Below are 19,417 nucleotides of genomic sequence, written 5' to 3'. Positions count from 1 at the left end.
GGCGGCTCGATGGGGTCGTCGTAGAAGCGTGAGAGAGAAGGACACATGCGTCGGTGGGAGTACCTGACCACGCCGCTGATCGTGCACAACACGGCGGCGATCCTGAACAACTGGGGATCGGAGGGCTGGGAACTCGTGCAGGTCGTCACCGGCCCTGAAGGCGGCCTCGTCGCCTACCTCAAGCGCGAGATCGGCGAGGACGCCTGATGGGCGCATTCGAGGCACGCCTCGCCGAGCTCGGCATCGAGCTCCCCGAGGTGGTTCCTCCGGTTGCTGCCTACGTGCCGGCGCTGGTGAACGGCTCCCTGGTGTATACCGCAGGACAGCTGCCGATGGTGTCGGGTGCGCTGCCGCTCACCGGCAAGGTGGGTGACGCGCACGGGCTCGTTCCGGCCGATGACGCGAAGGACCTCGCCCGCACTGCCACCCTCAACGCGCTGGCAGCGGTCAAGTCGGTGATCGGATCGCTCGATCGCATCACGCAGGTCGTCAAGGTGACCGGGTTCGTGGCATCCGACCCGTCGTTCACCGGCCAGCCCGGAGTGATCAACGGCGCATCGTTGCTGCTCGGCGAGGTGTTCGGCGATGCTGGACGCCACGCGCGTTCGGCGGTCGGCGTCTCGGTGCTGCCTCTGGATGCTCCGGTCGAGATCGAGCTGGTCGTCGCCTTCGAGTAGCGGCGGCCCGTCGTCCCGGCGGTTTGAGCCGTCGCACAGTGTGCCGGAAATCGCGCGGTGTGCCGGAAGAATTCAGTGCTAGCGTCCGGCGCATCGCACGGTCTCCGGCCGATGGTGCGTCGCGGTTTTTCGGTCGGTCGTGCGTTGCGCTTCCGCGGGATCGTGCGTCGCCTGCGGTGGACGACTCCGCTGGCTTGTTCTCCACAAGCCGAGTGACCGCCGGGTTCTGCATGGTTCGTGCGGTGGCGTGGATGCGCGCAGCCACGCGGGCAGGCTAGCGGACATGGACGTCATTTCCCTGGTTCGTGAACGCGGCGGGGTGATGCACCGATCGTCTTTGCGGCGTGCGGGCATCACGTCGTATCGCATTCGTGCCGAGCTCAACCGTGGCCGCATCATCCCGATAGGGCGGAACCGAGTCGCTCTGCCGGGCACGTCCCCGAACGTCATCCGCGCGGCGAACCTCGGCGTGCGCCTCACCTGTGTCACGGAAGCGCAGCGGCGAAAGCTCTGGACCTTCAATGACTCGAAGCTTCATGTCGCTGCACCAGAGGGCTACTCGGCGCATCACCCGAAAAGCGACGACATCGTCATCCACTGGTCGCTGGGGCCGTCGCCGGTTGTCAAGGATGTCGCGGTCGAACCGCTGGCCAACGTGCTTTTCCACATCGCGCGATGTCGGCCCTTGGACTACGCCGTCGCGACGTTCGATTCCGCACTCAACAAGAAGGCGATCACGGACAGGAGCTACGGCGTCTCGCGGCCGCGGTCGGCGGCAGGTTCGCGGCGGCCGTCGCTGCGGCGGATGGCAGAGCCGACTCCGGTGGCGAGACGTTGTTCCGTGTCCGGATGGCTGCACACGGTGTCCACGTCGAGCCGCAGGTCGTGATCGACGGGCATCCTGTCGACGGCCTAATCGGCAAAATGCTCGTCATTCAGATCGACGGGTTTGGCCCGCACAAGGACCCCCAGGGCCTCCACGAGCATTAGCCGCATGCCCGGCGTAGCGAGATCGGCCGGAGAGCGCAGGATGCGCCGGATGAAATCGACTCGTACATCCGGCGCACCGTGCGATTTCCGGCGCACCGTGCAATGCAGGGAGCGCTCAGTCCTCGGCGGGGGCGGGGCCGCTCAGCTTCTCGGTGATGATCGACATGACGGTGGTGTCCGCCAGCGTCGTCGTGTCACCGACGGGGCGGCCCTCGGCCAGGTCGCGCAGCAGGCGGCGCATGATCTTGCCGCTGCGGGTCTTCGGCAGCTCCTCGACGACGTAGATGTCGCGCGGACGGGCGATCGCGCCGATCTGCTGGGCGACGTGCGAGCGCAGCTCGGCGTTGACATCCGTCGCCGCTGCGGCCTCGCGCTGGTTGCCCTTGATGATCACGAACGCCACGACGGCCTGCCCGGTCGTCTCGTCGGATGCGCCGACCACCGCGGATTCCGCGACGAACGGATGCGCGACCAGAGCCGACTCGATCTCTGCCGTCGACAGGCGGTGACCCGAGACGTTCATCACGTCGTCGACCCGGCCCATCAGCCAGATCTCGCCGTCCTTGTCCTTGCGGGCGCCGTCTCCGGCGAAGTACTTGTCGCCGAACTTCGCCCAGTACGTCTCCTCGTAGCGCTCCGGGTCGCCCCAGATGCCGCGCAGCATCGACGGCCATGGCTCGGTGATGACGAGCAGGCCGCCCTCGTCCGCGCCGACGGACTCGCCGGCATCCGTCACCACGTCGATCGAGATGCCCGGCAGAGGCACCTGAGCGCTACCGGGCTTCAGCGTGGTGACTCCGGGCAGGGCCGAGACCATGATGGCGCCGGTCTCGGTCTGCCACCAGGTGTCGACCACGGGGGTCTTGTCGCCGCCGATGACCTCGCGATACCAGATCCACGCCTCGGGGTTGATCGGCTCACCGACCGAGCCCAGCACACGCAGTGACGACAGGTCGTACTTCTGCGGAATCTGCCGGCCCTGCTTCATGAACGAGCGGATGGCCGTGGGCGCGGTGTAGAAGATGCTCACCTTGTACTTCTCGATGAGCTGCCACCAGCGGCCGGGCTCCGGGAAGTCCGGCGTGCCCTCGTAGAGCAGCTGCGTCGCACCGTTGGCTAGCGGGCCGTAGACGACGTACGTGTGACCGGTCACCCAGCCGACGTCGGCGGAGCACCAGTAGACATCCGTCTCGGGGTGCAGATCGAACACGTTCTTGTGCGTGTACGCCGCCTGGGTGAGGTAGCCACCCGAGGTGTGCACGATGCCCTTCGGCTTACCCGTCGTGCCGCTCGTGTAGAGGATGTAGAGCGGATGCTCGGCAGCGAACGGCTTCGCCTCGTGGTCGGCGTCGACCTGCGGGAGCTCTTCGTGCCACCACAGGTCGCGCCCATCGACCCACTCGACGTCGTTGCCGCCGCGGCGCACGACGAGCACCTTGTCGACGTTCGTGCCGCCGTCGGCGAGCGCCGCATCCACCGCGTTCTTCAGCGGGAACACCGAGCCTTTGCGGTAGCCGCCGTCGGCCGTGATCACGAGCTTCGCGTTCGCGTCGTCGATGCGCTGGCGCAGACTGTCGGCGCTGAAACCGCCGAACACGACGGAGTGCACGGCGCCGATGCGGGCGACGGCGAGCATCGCCACGACGGCCTCGGGGATCATCGGCAGGTAGATCGCGACCCGGTCGCCCTCGCGCACGCCGAGGCTGGTGAGCAGGTTCGCCGCGCGCTTCACGTCGGACGTGAGCTCGGCGTACGTGATCGTGCGCGTGTCGCCCGGCTCGCCCTCCCAGTGGATCGCCACCCGGTCGCCATTGCCGGCCAGCAGGTGGCGGTCGAGGCAGTTGTAGGCGACGTTGAGCTCGCCATCGTCGAACCACTTCGCGAACGGCGGGTTGGACCAGTCGAGCGTGCGCGTGAACGGCTTGTGCCAGTGCAGCAGCTCACGCGACTGATCGGCCCAGAACTGCAGACGATCGGCCGCAGCCTGCCCGTACAACTCGGCCTTCGCTACCGCGTTCGCGGCGAACTCGGCGTCGGGCGCGAAGCGGCGCGACTCGTGCAACAGGTTGTCGATCGTGTCGGAAGACATGGATTTCGCTCCTTCGCGAGGTGTGTCACGTGGGCGGCTGGCACAACGCTTTACGACGATACCGTTTGGCCGGGGGTGGTCGCGAACGGGTCGACATCCGTCTGAACTCGCGGGCGGAATGCGTTTGCACGGCCTACGAAAAATGCCTCTTGCGCGATCGAACTCATGGCGTACACTATCGATCGGCCGAATGATAATTCTGGCGTGCGGCGAGAACGATTCCCCCCAATCCCTCGTCGCTGAGGCGGCACCTGTTCCCCCCAATAGGTGCCGCCCCTTGCATTTAACGCGCGGTGCAGACTCGGGCTTTCGGCCGGTCTCCTCGTCCACAAGCGGGGCCACGACAGCGAACTGCACCAACCTGCGCTCGGATGGCCGACCATCCGAGCCACGTCCGTAGCGTCGCTCTATGCCCGTCGCGCACCGCTCCCGCAGTTTTACCGTTCCGTTTGTGCCGCGTCCGCCCGTGGCGCGTGCGCGAGGTGCCGCGCCCTCGGCCGCGTCGTCCGGACCGGCAACGGCGTCTGCGGCGGCGATTCCCGTGGCTGCCGAGACGCCGGCTGCGACGCCCGGGGCGATTGCATTCACGGTGAAGCCGAACCCCGACGGGAGAGAGGCCACGCCTTCTCGGCCCGAGACCATCGAGGGCCGAGAGGGACGCGCCGGGGAGGCCGTCATGGATGAAGTGCTCCGGGCCGAGTCGTACGGCGATGAGCAGGTCGAGAGCACGGTCGAATCGCTGGACTGGTCGGCGTTCGGCCCGCTTGCCCCGTTCGTCGCGGCGCCGGGCGTCACCGACGTCTTCGTCAACGGTCAGGCCGGGCTCTGGGTCGACACCGGCGCGGGGGCGGTACACGACCCGGCCTGGTCCTGCGAGGAACGATCGCTGCGTGCCCTCGCCGTGCGTCTCGTCGCACTCGGCCGACGACATGTCGATGAAGCGAACCCCTGTGTCGACGTGCGCCTGGCGGCGGGCATCCGGGTGCACGTCGTGCTTCCTCCCGTGTCCACCGGCGGCACTCTGATCTCGATCCGCGTGCCCCGGCCCAGCCGGTTCACGCTCGATGAGCTCGACACTGCTGGCATGCTCGGCCGGCATCGGCAGCGGCTCGAAGCCGCGGTGCGAGACCGCGCCAACCTGCTCGTCACGGGGGCGGCCGGCAGTGGAAAGACCACTCTTCTCTCCGCACTGCTCGCCGAGGCGCCTCCGCACGAGCGGATCGTCTGCATCGAGGATGTCGCGGAACTGCACGTGCGACATCCGCACGTGGTGGCGATGGAGGCGCGGCAGGCGAACCTCGAGGGCGCCGGGGCTATCGGCTTGGACCGGCTCGTGCGAGAGGCGTTGCGGATGCGCCCCGACCGTCTGGTCGTCGGTGAGTGCAGAGGAGCCGAGGTGCAAGACCTGATGTCCGCACTGAACACCGGGCATGACGGCGGGGCGGGCACATTGCACGCGAACTCGATGGATGATGTGCCGGCACGGCTGGAGGCTCTCGGCGCCCTCGCAGAGATGGACGCCTCGGCAGTCGCACGTCAGGCCGTCAGCGCCTTCGACCTGGTGGTGCACCTTGAGCGCGTGGACGGCATCCGTCGCGTCGCACACTGCGGTTCGTTCCGCACGGATGCCGCGGGCCGGCTGCTCGTGCAGGAAGCGGCCGAGCGGTGAAGCCGCAGCATCGACCCGCCGTCGAACTTGTCGCGGACGTCGCCGGACGCCTCGCGGTGCTGCTCGCCGCCGGGGTACCGCCCGGTGCTGCGTGGGGGTACCTCGCCGAGGCGACCGATGCGGCAGAGCCGGGCGGCAATGCACAGGGCGGCGGCGCGGCAGAGGCGGGCGCCGGTGTCCCTGGCGGGGGTGCACGGAGCGGGCGTGCACACCGCACCGTGACGGATGCCGTGATTCGCGCCGCAGCAGATGCCGCGCGACGTGGTGGCGACGTGCCTCGTGCGATAGCGGCCGCCGCCGAGGCAGGCGTTCCGGGCCCGAAGCGCCGGAGCAGGAAGCGGCGAAGCTCCGACGTTCGGGAAGCATGGCGCGGTCTCGCCGTCGCGATCCAGGTCGCCACCGAATCCGGTGCGCCGCTCGCCGAGGCTCTTCGCGATCTCGCCTCGTCGTTGCGCGACCTCGGCCAGACTCAGCGCGACCGGGAAACGGCACTGGCGGGGCCGCGAGCGACGGCGCGGATGGTGCTTGCGTTGCCGGCCGTCGGCATCCTATTCGGCGCAGGACTCGGCTTCGATACGTTGCACGTGCTCGTCGCCACACCGGCCGGACTCGGCTGCCTCGCCGCAGGCGCCGCACTCCTGTTGGCAGCACGCTCCTGGAATCGCGCGTTGCTGAAACGAGCAAGACCCCGGGAACGGATGCCTGGGCTCGCGATCGAACTCGTGGCCGTCGCCATGACGGGCGGCGGCTCTGCTCCCGGGGCGCTGGGACGGGTAGCGGATGCCTGCGCCCGCTTCGCGCTCGCACCGCCCGATCCCGTAGCGGTCGACTCCGTGCTCGCGCTGGCGCAGCGCGCCGGCGTGGGCACGATCGAGCTCTTGCGAGCCGAAGCGGAGCAGGCTCGGCGGGATGCTCGCAGCAGCGCACAGGCGATGTCGGCGGCACTGGGTGTGCGGCTGATGGCACCGCTGGCGGTCTGCGTGCTGCCGGCCTTCATGCTCCTCTCGGTCGCGCCACTCGTGATGTCGATCCTGTCGTCCACACTGCGGGGGATCTGACCGCTTCGCACCGATCGCACCTTCGGCCCACGGGCGGATCGCCTTCCGAATGATGCTCGAAGTGACGGGAATGACGGGCGCGGTCTCATCAAGCGAGACGGCCATTCGACGGCTTCCGTCGCAGAACGCCAACAAGGAGGACCCCATGCAACAGGACCCCATGCAACAGAGGGAATCGAGAACGACGAACGTTCGACAAGATCGACGGGCGGCGGATGCCCGACCGAGAACGAGAGGATCTGGGATGCTTCGACGCGCTTTGGCGGACGAGCGCGGCTCCGCCACCGCCGAGTACGCCGTGGCCACGATGGCGGCAGTCGGGTTCGCCGGGCTGCTGGTGCTGATTCTTCGCGGCGACGAGGTGCGGGGCATCCTCACGGACCTCGTGCGTCGTGCCCTGACGGTGGCGGGCTGACATGTCGCTGCGAACGACCGCCTCATCCCGGCACAGGGCGAGCCTTCCGGGAGAACTCGGTCGGGAACGGGGCAGCGTGACGGCGGAGTTCGCTGCGATCGTTCCGGCCGTGCTGCTCGTACTGGCATTCGCCCTGGGCGCGATCGAGGTGGTCGTTCAGCAGGCCAGGCTCACGGATGCCGCGGCCGACGGTGCCCGCTCGCTGGCACGAGGAGACGGCGAGGGCCTGGCCCGCTCGAACATTTCGGGAGCGGTCGGGCAGTCGGCGGTCTCGGTACGCACGAGCGGGGACTTCGTCTGCGTCTCGCTTGCACAGAAGGCCGCCGGGCCGGCCGCTCTGACCGGTCTCATGGTGCATAGTCAGGGCTGCGCGCTCGGGGACGATGCAGCCGATCAGCAGGGCGTGGGCCGATGACCGGTGCGAACGGGTTGGCCGGGCGAGCGGAACGCGGCTCGGCCACCCTGGTCGTCATCGGTCTCCTCGCCGCGCTGTTGATGGCGAGCGCAGCAGCGGTGGGCGCCTGCGCGCTTCTCGCCGCGAAGCAGCACGTGTCGGCCGCTGCGGACGCCGCGGCGCTGGCGGCGGCCGATACCGCCAGCGGACGCGTGGCAGGTGCACCGTGCGATCGGGCTGCTCAAGCCGCGCGACTCAACGGCGCGCGACTCGGCGCGTGCTCGGTCGACGGACTTTTCGCGCTCGTGAGTGCGGAGGACGATATCGGTGGCATCCCGATATCCGTCTGGGCGAGAGCAGGACCGCCGGGCAGCGCCGGCTGAGAGCGAGCGCCCAGCAGTGACCGGTCGGGCAGCGGAAAGCGCCGACGAATGCGCTGTGCGAACAGCGGTTCAGCTGTTCAGCTGAAGACGGCCTCGATGTAGCGGTAATCGACCGCAGTAGGACGATCGGAGTCGCCCGAGTCCGAGGCGTACTCCACACCGCCCGAGCGCGTGTACACATATCGCTTGTCGCCGCTCGAGGCCGGAATCTCGATCCGGGGCTGAGGCTCTCCGGTCTCCAGGAAACCCGTGGTGACGGTCTTGCCTTCAAGCGGTCCGTCGGTCAGCTTCGCGGTGTAGGCACCGCTCGATGAAGTACCCATGATGTCATTGTCCTCCGCCCACCCCGGGGGTCAACCCTCCGCAACTGGGGCCGAACCCGTCCCTACGGGACGCACGCCGCGACAGCGTCGTGGATTAGGCAGTCCGGCGGAGAACGTGTGTATGGTGTGCCTGATGAGCGGCGCGGCTCGACTCGGCAGGGCGAGCCGGAGCGACTCGGGGGAGAAAGCGGGGGATCGGCGACCGCACTGCCGGGTCGGACATGCTGGCCGGGCCGTTGCGGATCGGAACGAGGCAGGCGCACGGACCGGGTCCGAGTGCCGAAGTCGTCAAGATCCCACGACCCTCGGTCGACGTGAACACGCACGCCGAGGCATCCTGACCGACGATCCGTCGAACCGAACCCGGCGCTGGTTCCGCGGACCGCTCGTCAGTTCGAACACCCGAAAGCCGCCCAAGCCGGCAACACAGCAGCCGGAGCAAGCAGCAGCGGGCATCCAACAGGAGTCGAGGTAAGGAGACAGGTGCCAGGGAACAAGCTGGTCATCGTCGAGTCGCCGACCAAGGTCAAGTCGATCGAGAAGTATCTGGGCGATGGATACACGGTCGAGGCATCCGTCGGGCACATCCGCGACCTCATCGAGCCCAAAGACATTCCGGCGGAGAAGAAGCGCGGGGCGTTCGGACAGTTCGGCGTCGATGTCGACAACGGCTTCGAGCCGTACTACGTCGTCTCCGACCGAGCGCGCAGCGTCGTCGCGAAGCTGCGCAAACTGCTGAAGAACGCGGACGAACTCCTGCTCGCCACCGATGAGGACCGCGAGGGCGAGGCGATCGCGTGGCATCTGCTCGAGGAACTCAAGCCCAAGGTGCCGGTCAAGCGCATGGTGTTCCACGAGATCACGAAGGACGCCATCGAGAAGGCCAAGGACAACACCCGCGACCTCGACATGTCGCTGGTGGACGCACAGGAGACGCGTCGCATCCTCGACCGTCTGTACGGCTACGAGGTGTCGCCGGTGCTGTGGCGCAAGGTGCGGCAGGGCCTTTCGGCTGGCCGCGTGCAGTCCCCGGCGACCCGGCTCGTCGTGGACCGCGAGCGCGAGCGCATGGCGTTCGTCGCGGCATCGTATTGGGACCTGATCGCGCAGCTGGCGGCGGATGCCGGTGCGCAGTCGTTCAGCGCTCGCCTCAGCCGCGTCGACGGGCAGCGGGTCGCTGCCGGCCGCGACTTCGACGATCGCGGACAGCTCAAGAATGAGGCGCGGGTCTTCGACGAGAGCTCTGCCAGGGCGCTCGCGGATGCCCTGCGCCAGCAGTCCACGGCCGTCACCGTGGCGAAGCTCGAGACCCGGCCGCTGACGCGCAAGCCCTCGGCGCCGTTCACGACCTCGACGCTGCAGCAGGAGGCCGCGCGCAAGCTTCGGTTCACCGCGAGGCAGACGATGAGCGTCGCGCAGTCGCTGTACGAGAACGGGCACATCACCTATATGCGCACCGACTCGACGGCGTTGTCGGCGCAGGCGGTGAGTGCGGCCCGCGCACAGGCGAAGGCGCTCTACGGTGCCGACTCCATCCCCAGTGCTCCCCGTACCTTCCCCAACCGCAGCAAGAACGCGCAGGAGGCGCACGAGGCGATCCGTCCGGCAGGTGACACCTGGCGCACGCCGGCAGAGATGGCATCCGTGCTGCACGGCAACGAGCTGCGCCTGTTCGAGCTGATCTGGAAGCGCACCGTCGCCTCGCAGATGGCCGATGCGAAAGGTCAGACGGCCTCGGTCACCATTGAAGCCCGCGTGCGGGAGGGGGCGCTCGACGGCACGATCGCCGAACTGGCCGCCAGCGGTACGGTCATCACGTTCCGCGGATTCCTGCAAGCCTACGAGGAGAGCCGCGACGAGGAGCGCAACGCGGAGGCGACGCCCGACGAGGCCAAGCTGCCGCCGCTGACGGAGGGGCAGACTCTCGTCGTCGGCGACGTCGAGGCGAAGGGCCACGAGACGTCGCCGCCGCCGCGTTACACAGAGGCCAGCCTGGTCAAGCGCATGGAGGAACTGGGCGTAGGACGTCCGTCGACGTACGCCACGATCCTCTCCACGATCGTCGACCGCGGCTACGTGAGCACGCAGGGCCAGGCACTGGTGCCGAACTGGATAGCGTTCGCGGTCGTGCGCCTGCTGGAGGATCACTTCGGCGATCTGGTCGAGTACGACTTCACCGCTGAGCTCGAGAACAACCTCGACCGCATCGCCGACGGTGATGAGACCAGGGCCGGCTGGTTGAAGGGCTTCTACTTCGGAAGCGGAGACCACCGAGGATTGCGTGAGGTGGTCGACAACCTCGGCGAAATCGATGCCCGCGAGATCAACTCGGTTCGGATCACCGACGACATCACACTGCGGATCGGCCGGTACGGGCCATACCTCGAGGTGACCGAGCAGGGAGCCGGGCCGGATGCGACGCCGCGACGGGTCAACATCCCACCGGATCTCGCCCCCGACGAACTCACCGTGACGAAGGCCAAGGAACTCATCGAGGCGCCGGTGCAGTCCGACCGGGAACTCGGCGTGAACCCGGCCAACGGCAAGCTCGTCGTGGTCAAAGACGGCCGGTTCGGTCCGTATGTCACCGAGCTGGAGGCCGAGGAAGCCCCGGTGCCCGACTCGGTCGACATCACCGACGCGGTCGACGCGGTCGTTGACCTCGAAACGGGTGAGGTCAGCGCCCCGAGAAAGAAGAAGAAGGCATCGAAAGCCAAGGCCGCCAAGGCCGAGAAGCCACGCACGGCGTCGCTCTTCAAGTCGATGGATCCGGCCGGCGTCGATCTGCAGACCGCGCTCAAGCTGCTCGACCTGCCACGCACGGTCGGCGAGGACCCCGAATCAGGCGAGCCCATCCTGGCGCAGAACGGGCGTTACGGTGCCTATCTGAAGAAGGGGGCCGACACACGGTCGCTTCCCAGCGAGGACGCGATCTTCGACATCGACCTGCCCGGCGCGCTCGAGCTCTTCGCCCAGCCGAAATACGGTGCCAGGCGGGCGTCGAGCGCGCTCAAGGAGTTCGACGCGGATCCGGTCAGTGGAAAGCCGGTGCGAGTGAAGGACGGCAGGTTCGGCCCCTACGTCACCGATGGTGAGACGAACGCGACCATCCCGCGCGGGGAGTCCGTCGAAGAGATCGACTTCCAGCGCGCCGTGCAGCTACTGGCCGACAAACGCGCCAAGGGACCCGCGAAGCGCGCCGGAACAACCCGCCGCACCACGAAGGCGGCCGGAGCGAAGGCGGCGACCAAGACGGCAGGAAAGTCGACCGCCAAGAAGGCACCGGCAAAGCCTGCGGTCAAGAAGACCGGGACGCCGAAGTCGTCGACCCCGAAGAAACCCGGCGCGGACTCGTGAGCGACTCCTCCGCCGAGATGGCGCCCGGCCTCTTCATCACATTCGAAGGCGGCGACGGGTCGGGCAAGACGACACAGGCGTCCCTGCTGGTGGAGCGGCTCGCGGCAGCCGGTTACGACGTGCTGCACACCAGGGAGCCCGGCGGGACCGAGGTGGGCCTGGAGATCCGCGAGCTTGTGCTGCACCATCACGGCGACATCGTTCCGCGGGCGGAGGCCCTGCTCTACGCAGCGGACCGAGCACACCACGTGGCGTCGGTCGTGCGGCCCGCGTTGAGCGCCGGAACGATCGTTGTGCAAGACCGCTATCTCGACTCCTCGGTCGCCTACCAGGGCGTGGGGCGGGAGCTCGACGCGGCGGAGATCCGCGAGCTCTCGCTCTGGGCCACGGAGAACCTGCTGCCCGACCTCACCGTGCTGCTCGACATCGACGAGACGGATGCCCGTGGCCGGCTCGACGCCGCGAACAAGCGGTTCGACCGGTTGGAGGCCGAAGCAGGCGAGTTCCACGCCCGCGTGCGCACCGCCTTCCTCGCCCTGGCGGAGGTGGAACGCGACCGCTTTCTCGTCGTCGACGGTGCGGCATCCGCCCAATCCCTCGCAGACCGGATCGGAGCGCACGTCGTCGAGTTGCTCGCCGCGCGCGGAATCACACCGCGCAGCACGAGCGCGTCAGCTGCCACGAAGACGGCAAGCGCTGACAGACGCACCGGGTAGCGTCGAACCATGCCAGCTGTCCAGACCTCGGTGAGGCCGTCGCCGGTCGACGGGTCGTCGGTGTGGGACGACCTGACCGGCCAGCCCGATGCGATCGCGACCCTGCGGGCAGCGGCCGGGGCGACGGCATCCTCGGCCATGACGCACGCCTGGCTGATCACTGGTCCGCCGGGCTCGGGTCGCTCGAACCTCGCCTACGCGTTCGCCGCCGCGCTGCTGAGTTCCGAGGGGCCGGACGGCGACGCAGCCACGACGCGCGAGGTGCAGGCGCGGACCCACCCCGACCTCAGCGTGCTCAGCACGGAACGCGTCATCATCTCCATCGACGAGGTGCGCTCGCTGGTCTCCAGCTCGCAGTTCTCGCCGTCGGTGAGCCACTACCGCGTCATGGTGATCGAGGATGCCGACCGCATGTCGGAGCGCACCTCGAACGTTCTGCTGAAGGCGCTGGAGGAGCCGCCCGAGCGCACCGTGTGGGTCCTCTGCGCGCCGAGCGACGCGGATCTGCTTCCGACGATCCGCTCCCGCGTGCGCACAGTGCGGCTGCGGGTGCCGTCCGTCGCCGACGTCGCAGACCTCATCGAGCGACGCGACGGCGTGGCGGGTGACATCGCCGAGCGCGCGGCGCGGCACGCGCAGAGCCACATCGGCATGGCGCACCGGCTGGCCACGAACGAGGAGGCACGAGCACGGCGCGAGGAGACCCTCGAACTGGCGCTGGGCATCCGTACCGTCTCCGACGTGGTCGCAGGCGCCGCCCGGCTGCTGGAGATAGCCGGGGCCGACGCGAAGGCCATCACCGAGGAGCGGGACGCCGAGGAGCGGGCGCACACCCTGCAGTCGCTCGGCGTGCAGGAGGGCGGTTCCGTTCCGCCCGGGCTGCGAGCGCAGTTGCGCCAGTTGGAAGACGATCAAAAGCGGCGTGCCACGCGGAGTCTCCGCGACGGCATCGACCGCATCCTGACGGATCTGCTGTCGCTGTATCGCGACATCCTCATGCTGCAGCTCGACGCCGGAGCCGAGCTGGTGAACGTGGAACTGAAGGACCGGATGCTCGCCGTGGCGCAGGCATCCAGTGCGGCCGCGACCCTCGCGACGATGGATGCCGTGCAGACGGCACGCGAGCGCATCGACGGTAACGTCGCGCCCGCACTGGCGCTGGAGGCCATGCTCGTGACCGCGCGACGGCCGCGATCCGCCGACGGGGCGGGAAGGGAGATCCGATGACGCGATCGAGGCGCTGGCGCCGCGTGGGGGTGGTCGCCGCGATCGCGGTGGCGCTGTCGCTGGCGCTGAGCGGATGCTTTCCCGCGCATCCGCCCGTCACCTCGACCCCGCGGCCGGAGAAGGTCTCGTCTGCGCTGGCACCGTTCTACGGGCAGCACGTGGACTGGAGCACGTGCGGCAAGTTCCAGTGCGCGAAGGTGAAGGTGCCGCTCGAGTGGTCGGATCCCTCGTCCGGAAGCATCGAATTGGCGCTGATCAGGCACTACGCCACGGGAAAGCGACTTGGTTCCTTGCTCGTCAATCCGGGCGGCCCCGGGGCGTCCGGCGTCGACTTCGTTCGCGACAGCCTCGACTACGCGGTCGACAAGAACCTTCAGGAGCACTACGACGTCGTCGGTTTCGACCCGCGCGGAGTGGGTGCCTCCACGGCGGTCAAGTGCTACGACGCCAAGCAGATGGACGACTACCTGTTCGGCATCACCCCGGGGCAGCGCGGATCCGACGCGTGGATCCAAGCATCCACGCGCGAAGCGACGTCGTTCGCCTCGGCATGCAAGCAGAACACCGGCTCGTTGCTGGGTCAGGTCGGCACGACGAGCGCGGCGCGCGACCTCGACGTGCTGCGTGCTGTGCTCGGCGACGCCAAGCTCAACTACCTCGGCTACTCCTACGGAACCCTGCTCGGGGCCACTTACGCCGGCCTCTATCCCAAACGGGTCGGCCGCATGGTGCTCGACGGCGCGCTCGATCCATCGTCGACGAGCTTCGACGTGAACCTCGGTCAGTCGAAGGGGTTCGAGCAGGAACTCAGTGCCTATCTGACGGATTGCCTCAAACGCAAGGGATGCCCGTTCTCCGGCTCGCTCGACGATGCCTTGTCGACCGTGTCGAACCTCCTGGCCTCACTGGATGCCAGCCCCATCCGCAACTCCGACGGCCGCGAGCTCGGTGCCGACACCATGGTCACGGCGATCATCTACCCGCTGTACGACGCATCGGCCTGGAGTGCCCTGGACAGCCTCTTCAAAGACGTCATGCACGGCAGCGCGCGGGCGGCGTTCATCCTTGCGGACGCGTATTACGACCGGAACTCGGACGGCACGTACTCCGACAACTCGACGGAAGCCTTCACGGCGATCAACTGCCTCGACTACTCATCGGATGCCGATCCGGCCAACATGCGCAAGCAAGCGGCCGAGCTGACGAAGGCGGCCCCGGTCATCGGCCCGTACATGTCGTACGGAGACATCGGGTGCGCGGTCTGGCCGTACAAGCCAACCCGGCAGGAAGCGCCGATTCACGCGTCGGGCGCTCCGCCGATCATCGTGGTGGGCACCACCGGCGACCCGGCGACCCCGTACCAGTGGGCGGTCAACCTGTCCCATCAACTCGAGAGCGGACACCTCGTCACGTATCACGGGCATGGACACACGGCGTACAACAAGTCGAACTCGTGTGTGAATGACGCGGTGGACGGGTTCCTGGTGAACGGCACGGTGCCGAAGGGCGACCCGGAGTGCTGATGGTCCGGCGGCGGTCAGGCATCCTTCTCGCCCGGACTTTGCACTGACTGCAATAATGGACACGTGATCGCCACCACCCCTGCCCCCGAGCGCAGCGGTGTGCGGGAGCGCAAGCGCCTCGCCACCCGCAACGCGATCCAGCGCGCGGTGCTGGCGCTCGCGCTGGAGCGTGGATTCGACGGCGTGACGGTCGAGGAGATCAGCCACGTGGCCGGTGTCTCGCCCCGCACGTTCTTCAACTACTTCCCCACGAAGGAAGCCGCCGTCATCGGCGACGTTCCAGAGATGCCCGATGAGGAGGCGATCGAGCGTTTCGTGGCGGCCGGACCGGAGCAGCCGATGCTGGAGGGCATCCGCGACCTGCTGCTGTCGACCGTCGACCAGGAACCGAACCCCGACGGCGCCGACATCGAGACGCTGCGACGCAGGCTGTTGCGCGAGCATCCGCATCTCTTCAGCCTGCGCATGGCGAGCATGAAGCAGCTCGAGCTGGAGCTGGTCTCTGTGATGGAGCGGCGCCTCACGCGCGACGACGGGTTGCTGGCCGAGGACCCGGAACGCCTGCACAGCAGAGCGCGGCTGGTGACCTATGTGGCGTTCGCCGGCATCCGGCACGCATGGACCTGCTGGGCAGAGACCGGCGGCCACGGATCGCTCGCCAACCGGCTGACGGACTCGTTCGGCGAACTGCACGAGCTGGTGAGCGACGAGTCGCGGTAGAGGCGATTGGGGTGAGAGCGATGCGAGCTTGCTCGCCTCGCCGAACAGATTGAGGCTATGAGCGGCGTCAGCCGCGACATCCGGCCGCCCTTGATCACAGCGGTCGCCGAGATGTGCTCTGGCTGGTCTGAAGCGCCTTCGGTATCCGCTAAGCTTGTCTGCTGTGCGCGGGCGACCGTGCTACGCCGCCTTAGCTCAGTCGGCAGAGCGATTCACTCGTAATGAATAGGTCGTCGGTTCGATTCCGACAGGCGGCTCCCAGCACGAAGAGGGTCCCGGAAGGGGCCCTCTTCGTGGCTTTCGGCTCGAGCACGACGGGGGAGCGATGAGCGGCATCCGATGGGGCATCCTGGGCACCGGCGGCATCGCCCACACCTTCACGAAGGAGCTGCTCGACGACGAGCACGACGTCGCGGCGGTCGGATCCCGCACCAAGGAGCGGGCGGATGCCTTCGCCGACGAGTTCGACATCCCCACCGCATACGGTTCGTACGAGCAACTCGTCGCGGATGACGACGTCGACATCGTGTACATCGCCACGCCGCATCCCGAACACGCCGCGAACGCCGAACTGGCCCTGCGCGCAGGCAAGCACGTACTCGTGGAGAAGCCGTTCACGCTCAACGCGACGGAAGCGCAGCGGGTCGTTGACCTGGCGGCCGACCTCGGGCTCCTCGTGCTCGAGGCGATGTGGACCCGGTTCCTGCCACACGTCGAGCGCATCCGCGAGATCGTCGCGGAGGGCACGCTCGGTGACGTGCGCGAGGTCTGCGCCGACCACATGCAACTGTTGCCGAGCGATCCGCTGCACCGCATCAACGCGCTCGAGCTGGGAGGCGGCGCGCTTCTCGACCTCGGCGTGTATCCGATCTCGTTCGCCTCGATGCTGCTCGGCGAGCCCGAGACGGTGAAGGCATCCGCTCGATTCGAGGCCACGGGAGCGGATGCCGCCACCGACGCGATCTTCGGCTACGGCGACAGGGCGCTCGCCGTGACGCGCTGCGCACTCGACCTGCGCGGCGTGAACACGGCGACGATCGTGGGAACGGATGCCCGCATCGAGATCGACCGCGTCTGGTACACCCCCACGAACTTCCGTGTCGTCGGCGCCGGAGACGAGGTCGTCGAGGAGTACAAGACGCGGATCACCGGCGCAGGCAAGCAGTTCCAGGCGCGCGAGGCGGAGCGACTGATCGCCGACGGGCGCATCGCGAGCGAGATCATGCCGCCCCAGGAGTCGGTCTCGATCATGCGAACGCTCGACGCGGTGCGCGCCCAGATCGGGCTGGTGTACCCGCAGGAGCGGTGACCGGCGTCCTCTGACAGCACGCTCAGCGGGTGGGCGACCGGTCCCGAACTCTCTCAGGAGCCCTCGGTACACTCGGCGGAATGCACGACGAGTCCCCCCAGTCGCGCCGTGATCGTCGCCCCGGCGATCCCACCGAATCGGCCTTCGACGCGCTCGGTCTGAGCGAACTGTTCGGCGACCCGACACAGGAGAACCCTGTGGTCGAGCCCGCCGCAATTGCGAAGCCGGCGCCGCCTGCCACGCCGCCCGTTGAGTCGACAGAGCCCGCTACGCCGTTGATGTCGCCGCCCGAGTCTGCTACGCCGCCGGAGCAGCCCACCGCGCAGGAACCGGCGACGCCGCCGGCCTGGCCCGACTCGCAGCCACCGGTTGAGCCGGCCTCGCCGTCGAGCTGGCCGAGCGCACAGCCGTCGGGCCGGCCGGCCGAGCACGCACCGGAACCGCACTCGTTCTCCTGGCTCGCATCCGATGCTCCTGCATCCGGCGACTCGCAGCCGGCGCATTCGGCCGACGTCGCACCGTCGTCGCCGCAGCCAGAGCCGGTCACCCATGCCGTACAGGTTCCGCTCCGGGCGCGCGATATCGCCGCCGCGGAATCGGCTGCGTCGGATGAGGCGAACGACGCGCCCGAGCGAGCAATGGACACCGGCGCAAGCAAGGGCTGGTTCGCACATGCCGTCGCCGCGACGGGTGCCGCGTTCGCCTCGATCGGCCGGAGTGGTGCGTCGGGCGGCTCGGAATCAGGCGGTTCGGGGGGCTCCGGCTCCGGCGGGTCAGGCTCGGCCGGTAGCGGCGCAGGCGCCGGTTCGGGCGGCCGGGGTTCCGGTGGGCGCGGTTCCGGCGGTCCCCGATCAGCCGGCACCGGGGGATCGGGACGCGGAGGCGGACCGCTGGCGGGCATCCTCGCCTGGATCCGCAACAACCCGCGCACCTCGCTCATCGCCGGCGTCGCCGCCGGGGTGGTCGTGCTCAGCGGCCTCTCGTTCGGCATCGGAGCTGCCACATCGCCCGCGCGAGCGGCCAGCGTGAACGCGTCGACGAAGCCGAGCCCCACGCCGACCGTCAAGCCGACCGTGCGGCCGACGCCGAGTCCGGCGCCTGCGGCCAGCAAGATCCGCACCTGCTCCGTGGCGTCGTACGCCGGCGACAGCGGATTCGGAACGCTCGAGGCGCAGGTGATGAACGCATCCACCGGTGAGGTGCTGTTCGACCGCAACGGCTCGAATCCGGCCCCCACGGCCAGCGTGCTCAAAATGCTCACGGCCGCCGCCGCGTTCAGTGTGCTCGGTCCCGACTACCGCGTGCCGACGACCGTGGTGAAGGGATCGCAGCCCGGCCAGGTCGTCGTGATCGGCGGCGGAGACGTCACCCTGACCCGGCTCCCCAGCGGTGAGCAGTCGTTCTACACGAACGCGCCCCACCTCGATGACCTGGCGAACCAGGTGAAGCAGGCGTGGGCATCCGACCCGTCGAACGCAGGCCAGCCGATCACCTCTCTGGTCGTCGACACGTCGCTGTATTCGGGGCCCGTCTGGCTGCCGAGCTGGGACGAGCACGAGGAGCGGGTGGTCGAGGGCTCGACGCCGTACATGACGTCGTTCATGGTGGACGGCGACCGCAACGATCCGACCGCGGTGGAGTCGCCGCGCAGCACCGATCCGGTGGGGCGTGCGGCGAATGCGCTCGCCGACGACCTGGGCGGCAACATCTCGATCAGCCAGGGCACCGCTCCCGCCGGTGCCAAGCAGCTGGGCCAGGTGCTTTCGCAACCGGTGTCGGCGCTGGCCGAACAGGCGCTGACGTACTCCGACAACACGATCATGGAGGAGCTCGCGCGACTCGTCGCGATCAAGACCGGTGCGGGCAACAGCTTCTCGGCGATCAACGCGGGCACGCTCAAGGGGCTGCAGGCATACGGCATCTCGGAGAACGGGCTGTACTTCGCGGATGGATCGGGGCTGAGCGCCGACAACAAGGTTCCGGCGTCATATCTCACGCAATTCCTGGTGAAGGTGCTGAACCGGCAGGGCTCGCTCGGCGACATCTACGACGGGATGCCCATCGCAGGCAAGACGGGCACCCTCGGTCCCGGTTATGACCGGTTCGACGGCTCGTTCTCGTCGAATGCCGCCGGACACGTGAACGCGAAAACCGGATGGATCAACACCTCCCGCACGCTCGCCGGCGTCATCCATGCGAAGGACGGCACCAACCTCACGTTCGCGATCTACGCGCTGAACTACGGCAGCGACGACGCGGCACTGAACGCGATAGACAACCTCACGACCGCTTTCTACGAGTGCGGCAACAATCTGTCGAACAACTGATTGAGGCGAGAGCGAAGCGAGCTTGCTCGCTTTGCCGAGCCGATTGAAGTTGTTGAGCGGCGAGGCCGCGAACACAACTGATTGAGGCGAGAGCGAAGCGAGCTTGCTCGTTTTGCCGAGCCGATTGAAGTTGTTGAGCGGCGAGGCCGCGAACACAACTGATTGAGGCGAGCCCCCGTCCCTTTCAAGGTGGTCTCCCTGTCGATCGACGGCGAGAGCGATCGTCACCACCATGAACGG

General features: G+C 68.2%; 17 protein-coding genes and 1 tRNA gene. 16 read left to right on the top strand and 2 right to left on the bottom strand.

All coding sequences use genetic code 11. The features are described from left to right. Window positions 1-45 precede the first annotated feature (45 nt). The 3 genes from ACYVI5_RS04415 (at window position 46) to ACYVI5_RS04405 (ending at window position 1,566) form a co-directional block, all read left to right on the top strand. Entirely contained in the window at window positions 46-207 is a 162-nt protein-coding gene (locus tag ACYVI5_RS04415) for a DUF4177 domain-containing protein (protein WP_460530650.1), read from the top strand. Continuing rightward, the gene (locus ACYVI5_RS04410; protein ID WP_460530653.1) at window positions 207-677 is read left to right on the top strand and encodes a RidA family protein; all 471 of its coding nucleotides are present in this window, start codon (window positions 207-209) and stop codon (window positions 675-677) included. Before ACYVI5_RS04415 ends, ACYVI5_RS04410 begins: the two co-directional genes overlap by 1 nt. Before the next feature lie 283 nt (window positions 678-960). Next, window positions 961-1,566 (top strand): hypothetical protein, encoded by a 606-nt coding sequence (locus ACYVI5_RS04405; RefSeq protein WP_460579153.1) that lies wholly within the window; start codon window positions 961-963, stop codon window positions 1,564-1,566. 216 nt (window positions 1,567-1,782) lie between these two features. Here ACYVI5_RS04405 and acs read toward each other — a convergent pair whose 3' ends face one another. Next, a complete protein-coding gene (gene acs / locus ACYVI5_RS04400; RefSeq protein ID WP_460579152.1) occupies window positions 1,783-3,756 on the bottom strand; it encodes an acetate--CoA ligase in 1,974 nt (657 codons plus the stop codon). A 676-nt stretch (window positions 3,757-4,432) separates the two neighbouring features. On the opposite strand from acs, the gene ACYVI5_RS04395 reads away from it, so the two are divergent. The 5 genes from ACYVI5_RS04395 (at window position 4,433) to ACYVI5_RS04375 (ending at window position 7,675) form a co-directional block, all read left to right on the top strand. Beyond that, complete coding sequence (locus tag ACYVI5_RS04395) at window positions 4,433-5,425, top strand: TadA family conjugal transfer-associated ATPase (protein WP_460579151.1); 993 nt, start codon at window positions 4,433-4,435, stop codon at window positions 5,423-5,425. After that, window positions 5,422-6,483, top strand: coding sequence for a type II secretion system F family protein (locus ACYVI5_RS04390; protein WP_460579150.1), 1,062 nt, complete (start codon window positions 5,422-5,424; stop codon window positions 6,481-6,483). The genes ACYVI5_RS04395 and ACYVI5_RS04390 overlap by 4 nt, the downstream gene beginning before the upstream one ends. A 160-nt stretch (window positions 6,484-6,643) precedes the next feature. Next, window positions 6,644-6,898 (top strand): DUF4244 domain-containing protein, encoded by a 255-nt coding sequence (locus tag ACYVI5_RS04385; protein WP_460531831.1) that lies wholly within the window; start codon window positions 6,644-6,646, stop codon window positions 6,896-6,898. Between the two features lies 1 nt (window position 6,899). Then, on the top strand, window positions 6,900-7,313 hold the full coding sequence (locus tag ACYVI5_RS04380) for a TadE family type IV pilus minor pilin (protein ID WP_460579149.1): 414 nt from the start codon (window positions 6,900-6,902) through the stop codon (window positions 7,311-7,313). Next, the gene (locus tag ACYVI5_RS04375; protein ID WP_460579148.1) at window positions 7,310-7,675 is read left to right on the top strand and encodes an Rv3654c family TadE-like protein; all 366 of its coding nucleotides are present in this window, start codon (window positions 7,310-7,312) and stop codon (window positions 7,673-7,675) included. The genes ACYVI5_RS04380 and ACYVI5_RS04375 overlap by 4 nt, the downstream gene beginning before the upstream one ends. A gap of 77 nt (window positions 7,676-7,752) precedes the next feature. On the opposite strand, the gene ACYVI5_RS04370 is transcribed toward ACYVI5_RS04375, so the two are convergent. Then, on the bottom strand, window positions 7,753-7,998 hold the full coding sequence (locus ACYVI5_RS04370) for a hypothetical protein (protein ID WP_460530674.1): 246 nt from the start codon (window positions 7,996-7,998) through the stop codon (window positions 7,753-7,755). Between the two features lie 483 nt (window positions 7,999-8,481). Here ACYVI5_RS04370 and topA point away from each other — a divergent pair, with 483 nt between their 5' ends. The 8 genes from topA to ACYVI5_RS04330 all read left to right on the top strand — a co-directional run bounded on the left by topA (window position 8,482) and on the right by ACYVI5_RS04330 (window position 19,177). Then, on the top strand, window positions 8,482-11,355 hold the full coding sequence (topA, locus tag ACYVI5_RS04365) for a type I DNA topoisomerase (RefSeq protein ID WP_460579147.1): 2,874 nt from the start codon (window positions 8,482-8,484) through the stop codon (window positions 11,353-11,355). A 17-nt stretch (window positions 11,356-11,372) separates the two neighbouring features. Then, on the top strand, window positions 11,373-12,071 hold the full coding sequence (gene tmk, locus ACYVI5_RS04360) for a dTMP kinase (protein ID WP_460531834.1): 699 nt from the start codon (window positions 11,373-11,375) through the stop codon (window positions 12,069-12,071). A gap of 9 nt (window positions 12,072-12,080) precedes the next feature. After that, a complete protein-coding gene (locus ACYVI5_RS04355; RefSeq protein WP_460579146.1) occupies window positions 12,081-13,298 on the top strand; it encodes a DNA polymerase III subunit delta' in 1,218 nt (405 codons plus the stop codon). Next, complete coding sequence (locus ACYVI5_RS04350) at window positions 13,295-14,821, top strand: alpha/beta hydrolase (protein ID WP_460579145.1); 1,527 nt, start codon at window positions 13,295-13,297, stop codon at window positions 14,819-14,821. The genes ACYVI5_RS04355 and ACYVI5_RS04350 overlap by 4 nt, the downstream gene beginning before the upstream one ends. Before the next feature lie 63 nt (window positions 14,822-14,884). Continuing rightward, complete coding sequence (locus tag ACYVI5_RS04345) at window positions 14,885-15,541, top strand: TetR/AcrR family transcriptional regulator (RefSeq protein WP_460579144.1); 657 nt, start codon at window positions 14,885-14,887, stop codon at window positions 15,539-15,541. A 184-nt stretch (window positions 15,542-15,725) separates the two neighbouring features. Continuing rightward, a tRNA-Thr gene (locus ACYVI5_RS04340) sits at window positions 15,726-15,798 on the top strand. 68 nt (window positions 15,799-15,866) lie between these two features. Then, window positions 15,867-16,850 (top strand): Gfo/Idh/MocA family protein, encoded by a 984-nt coding sequence (locus ACYVI5_RS04335; RefSeq protein ID WP_460579143.1) that lies wholly within the window; start codon window positions 15,867-15,869, stop codon window positions 16,848-16,850. Window positions 16,851-16,930: 80 nt separating this feature from the next. Then, on the top strand, window positions 16,931-19,177 hold the full coding sequence (locus ACYVI5_RS04330) for a D-alanyl-D-alanine carboxypeptidase/D-alanyl-D-alanine-endopeptidase (protein WP_460579142.1): 2,247 nt from the start codon (window positions 16,931-16,933) through the stop codon (window positions 19,175-19,177). Window positions 19,178-19,417 lie beyond the last annotated feature (240 nt).

Source organism: Humibacter ginsengisoli (assembly GCF_054780095.1).
This window is presented reverse-complemented; position numbering and strand designations above follow the sequence as displayed.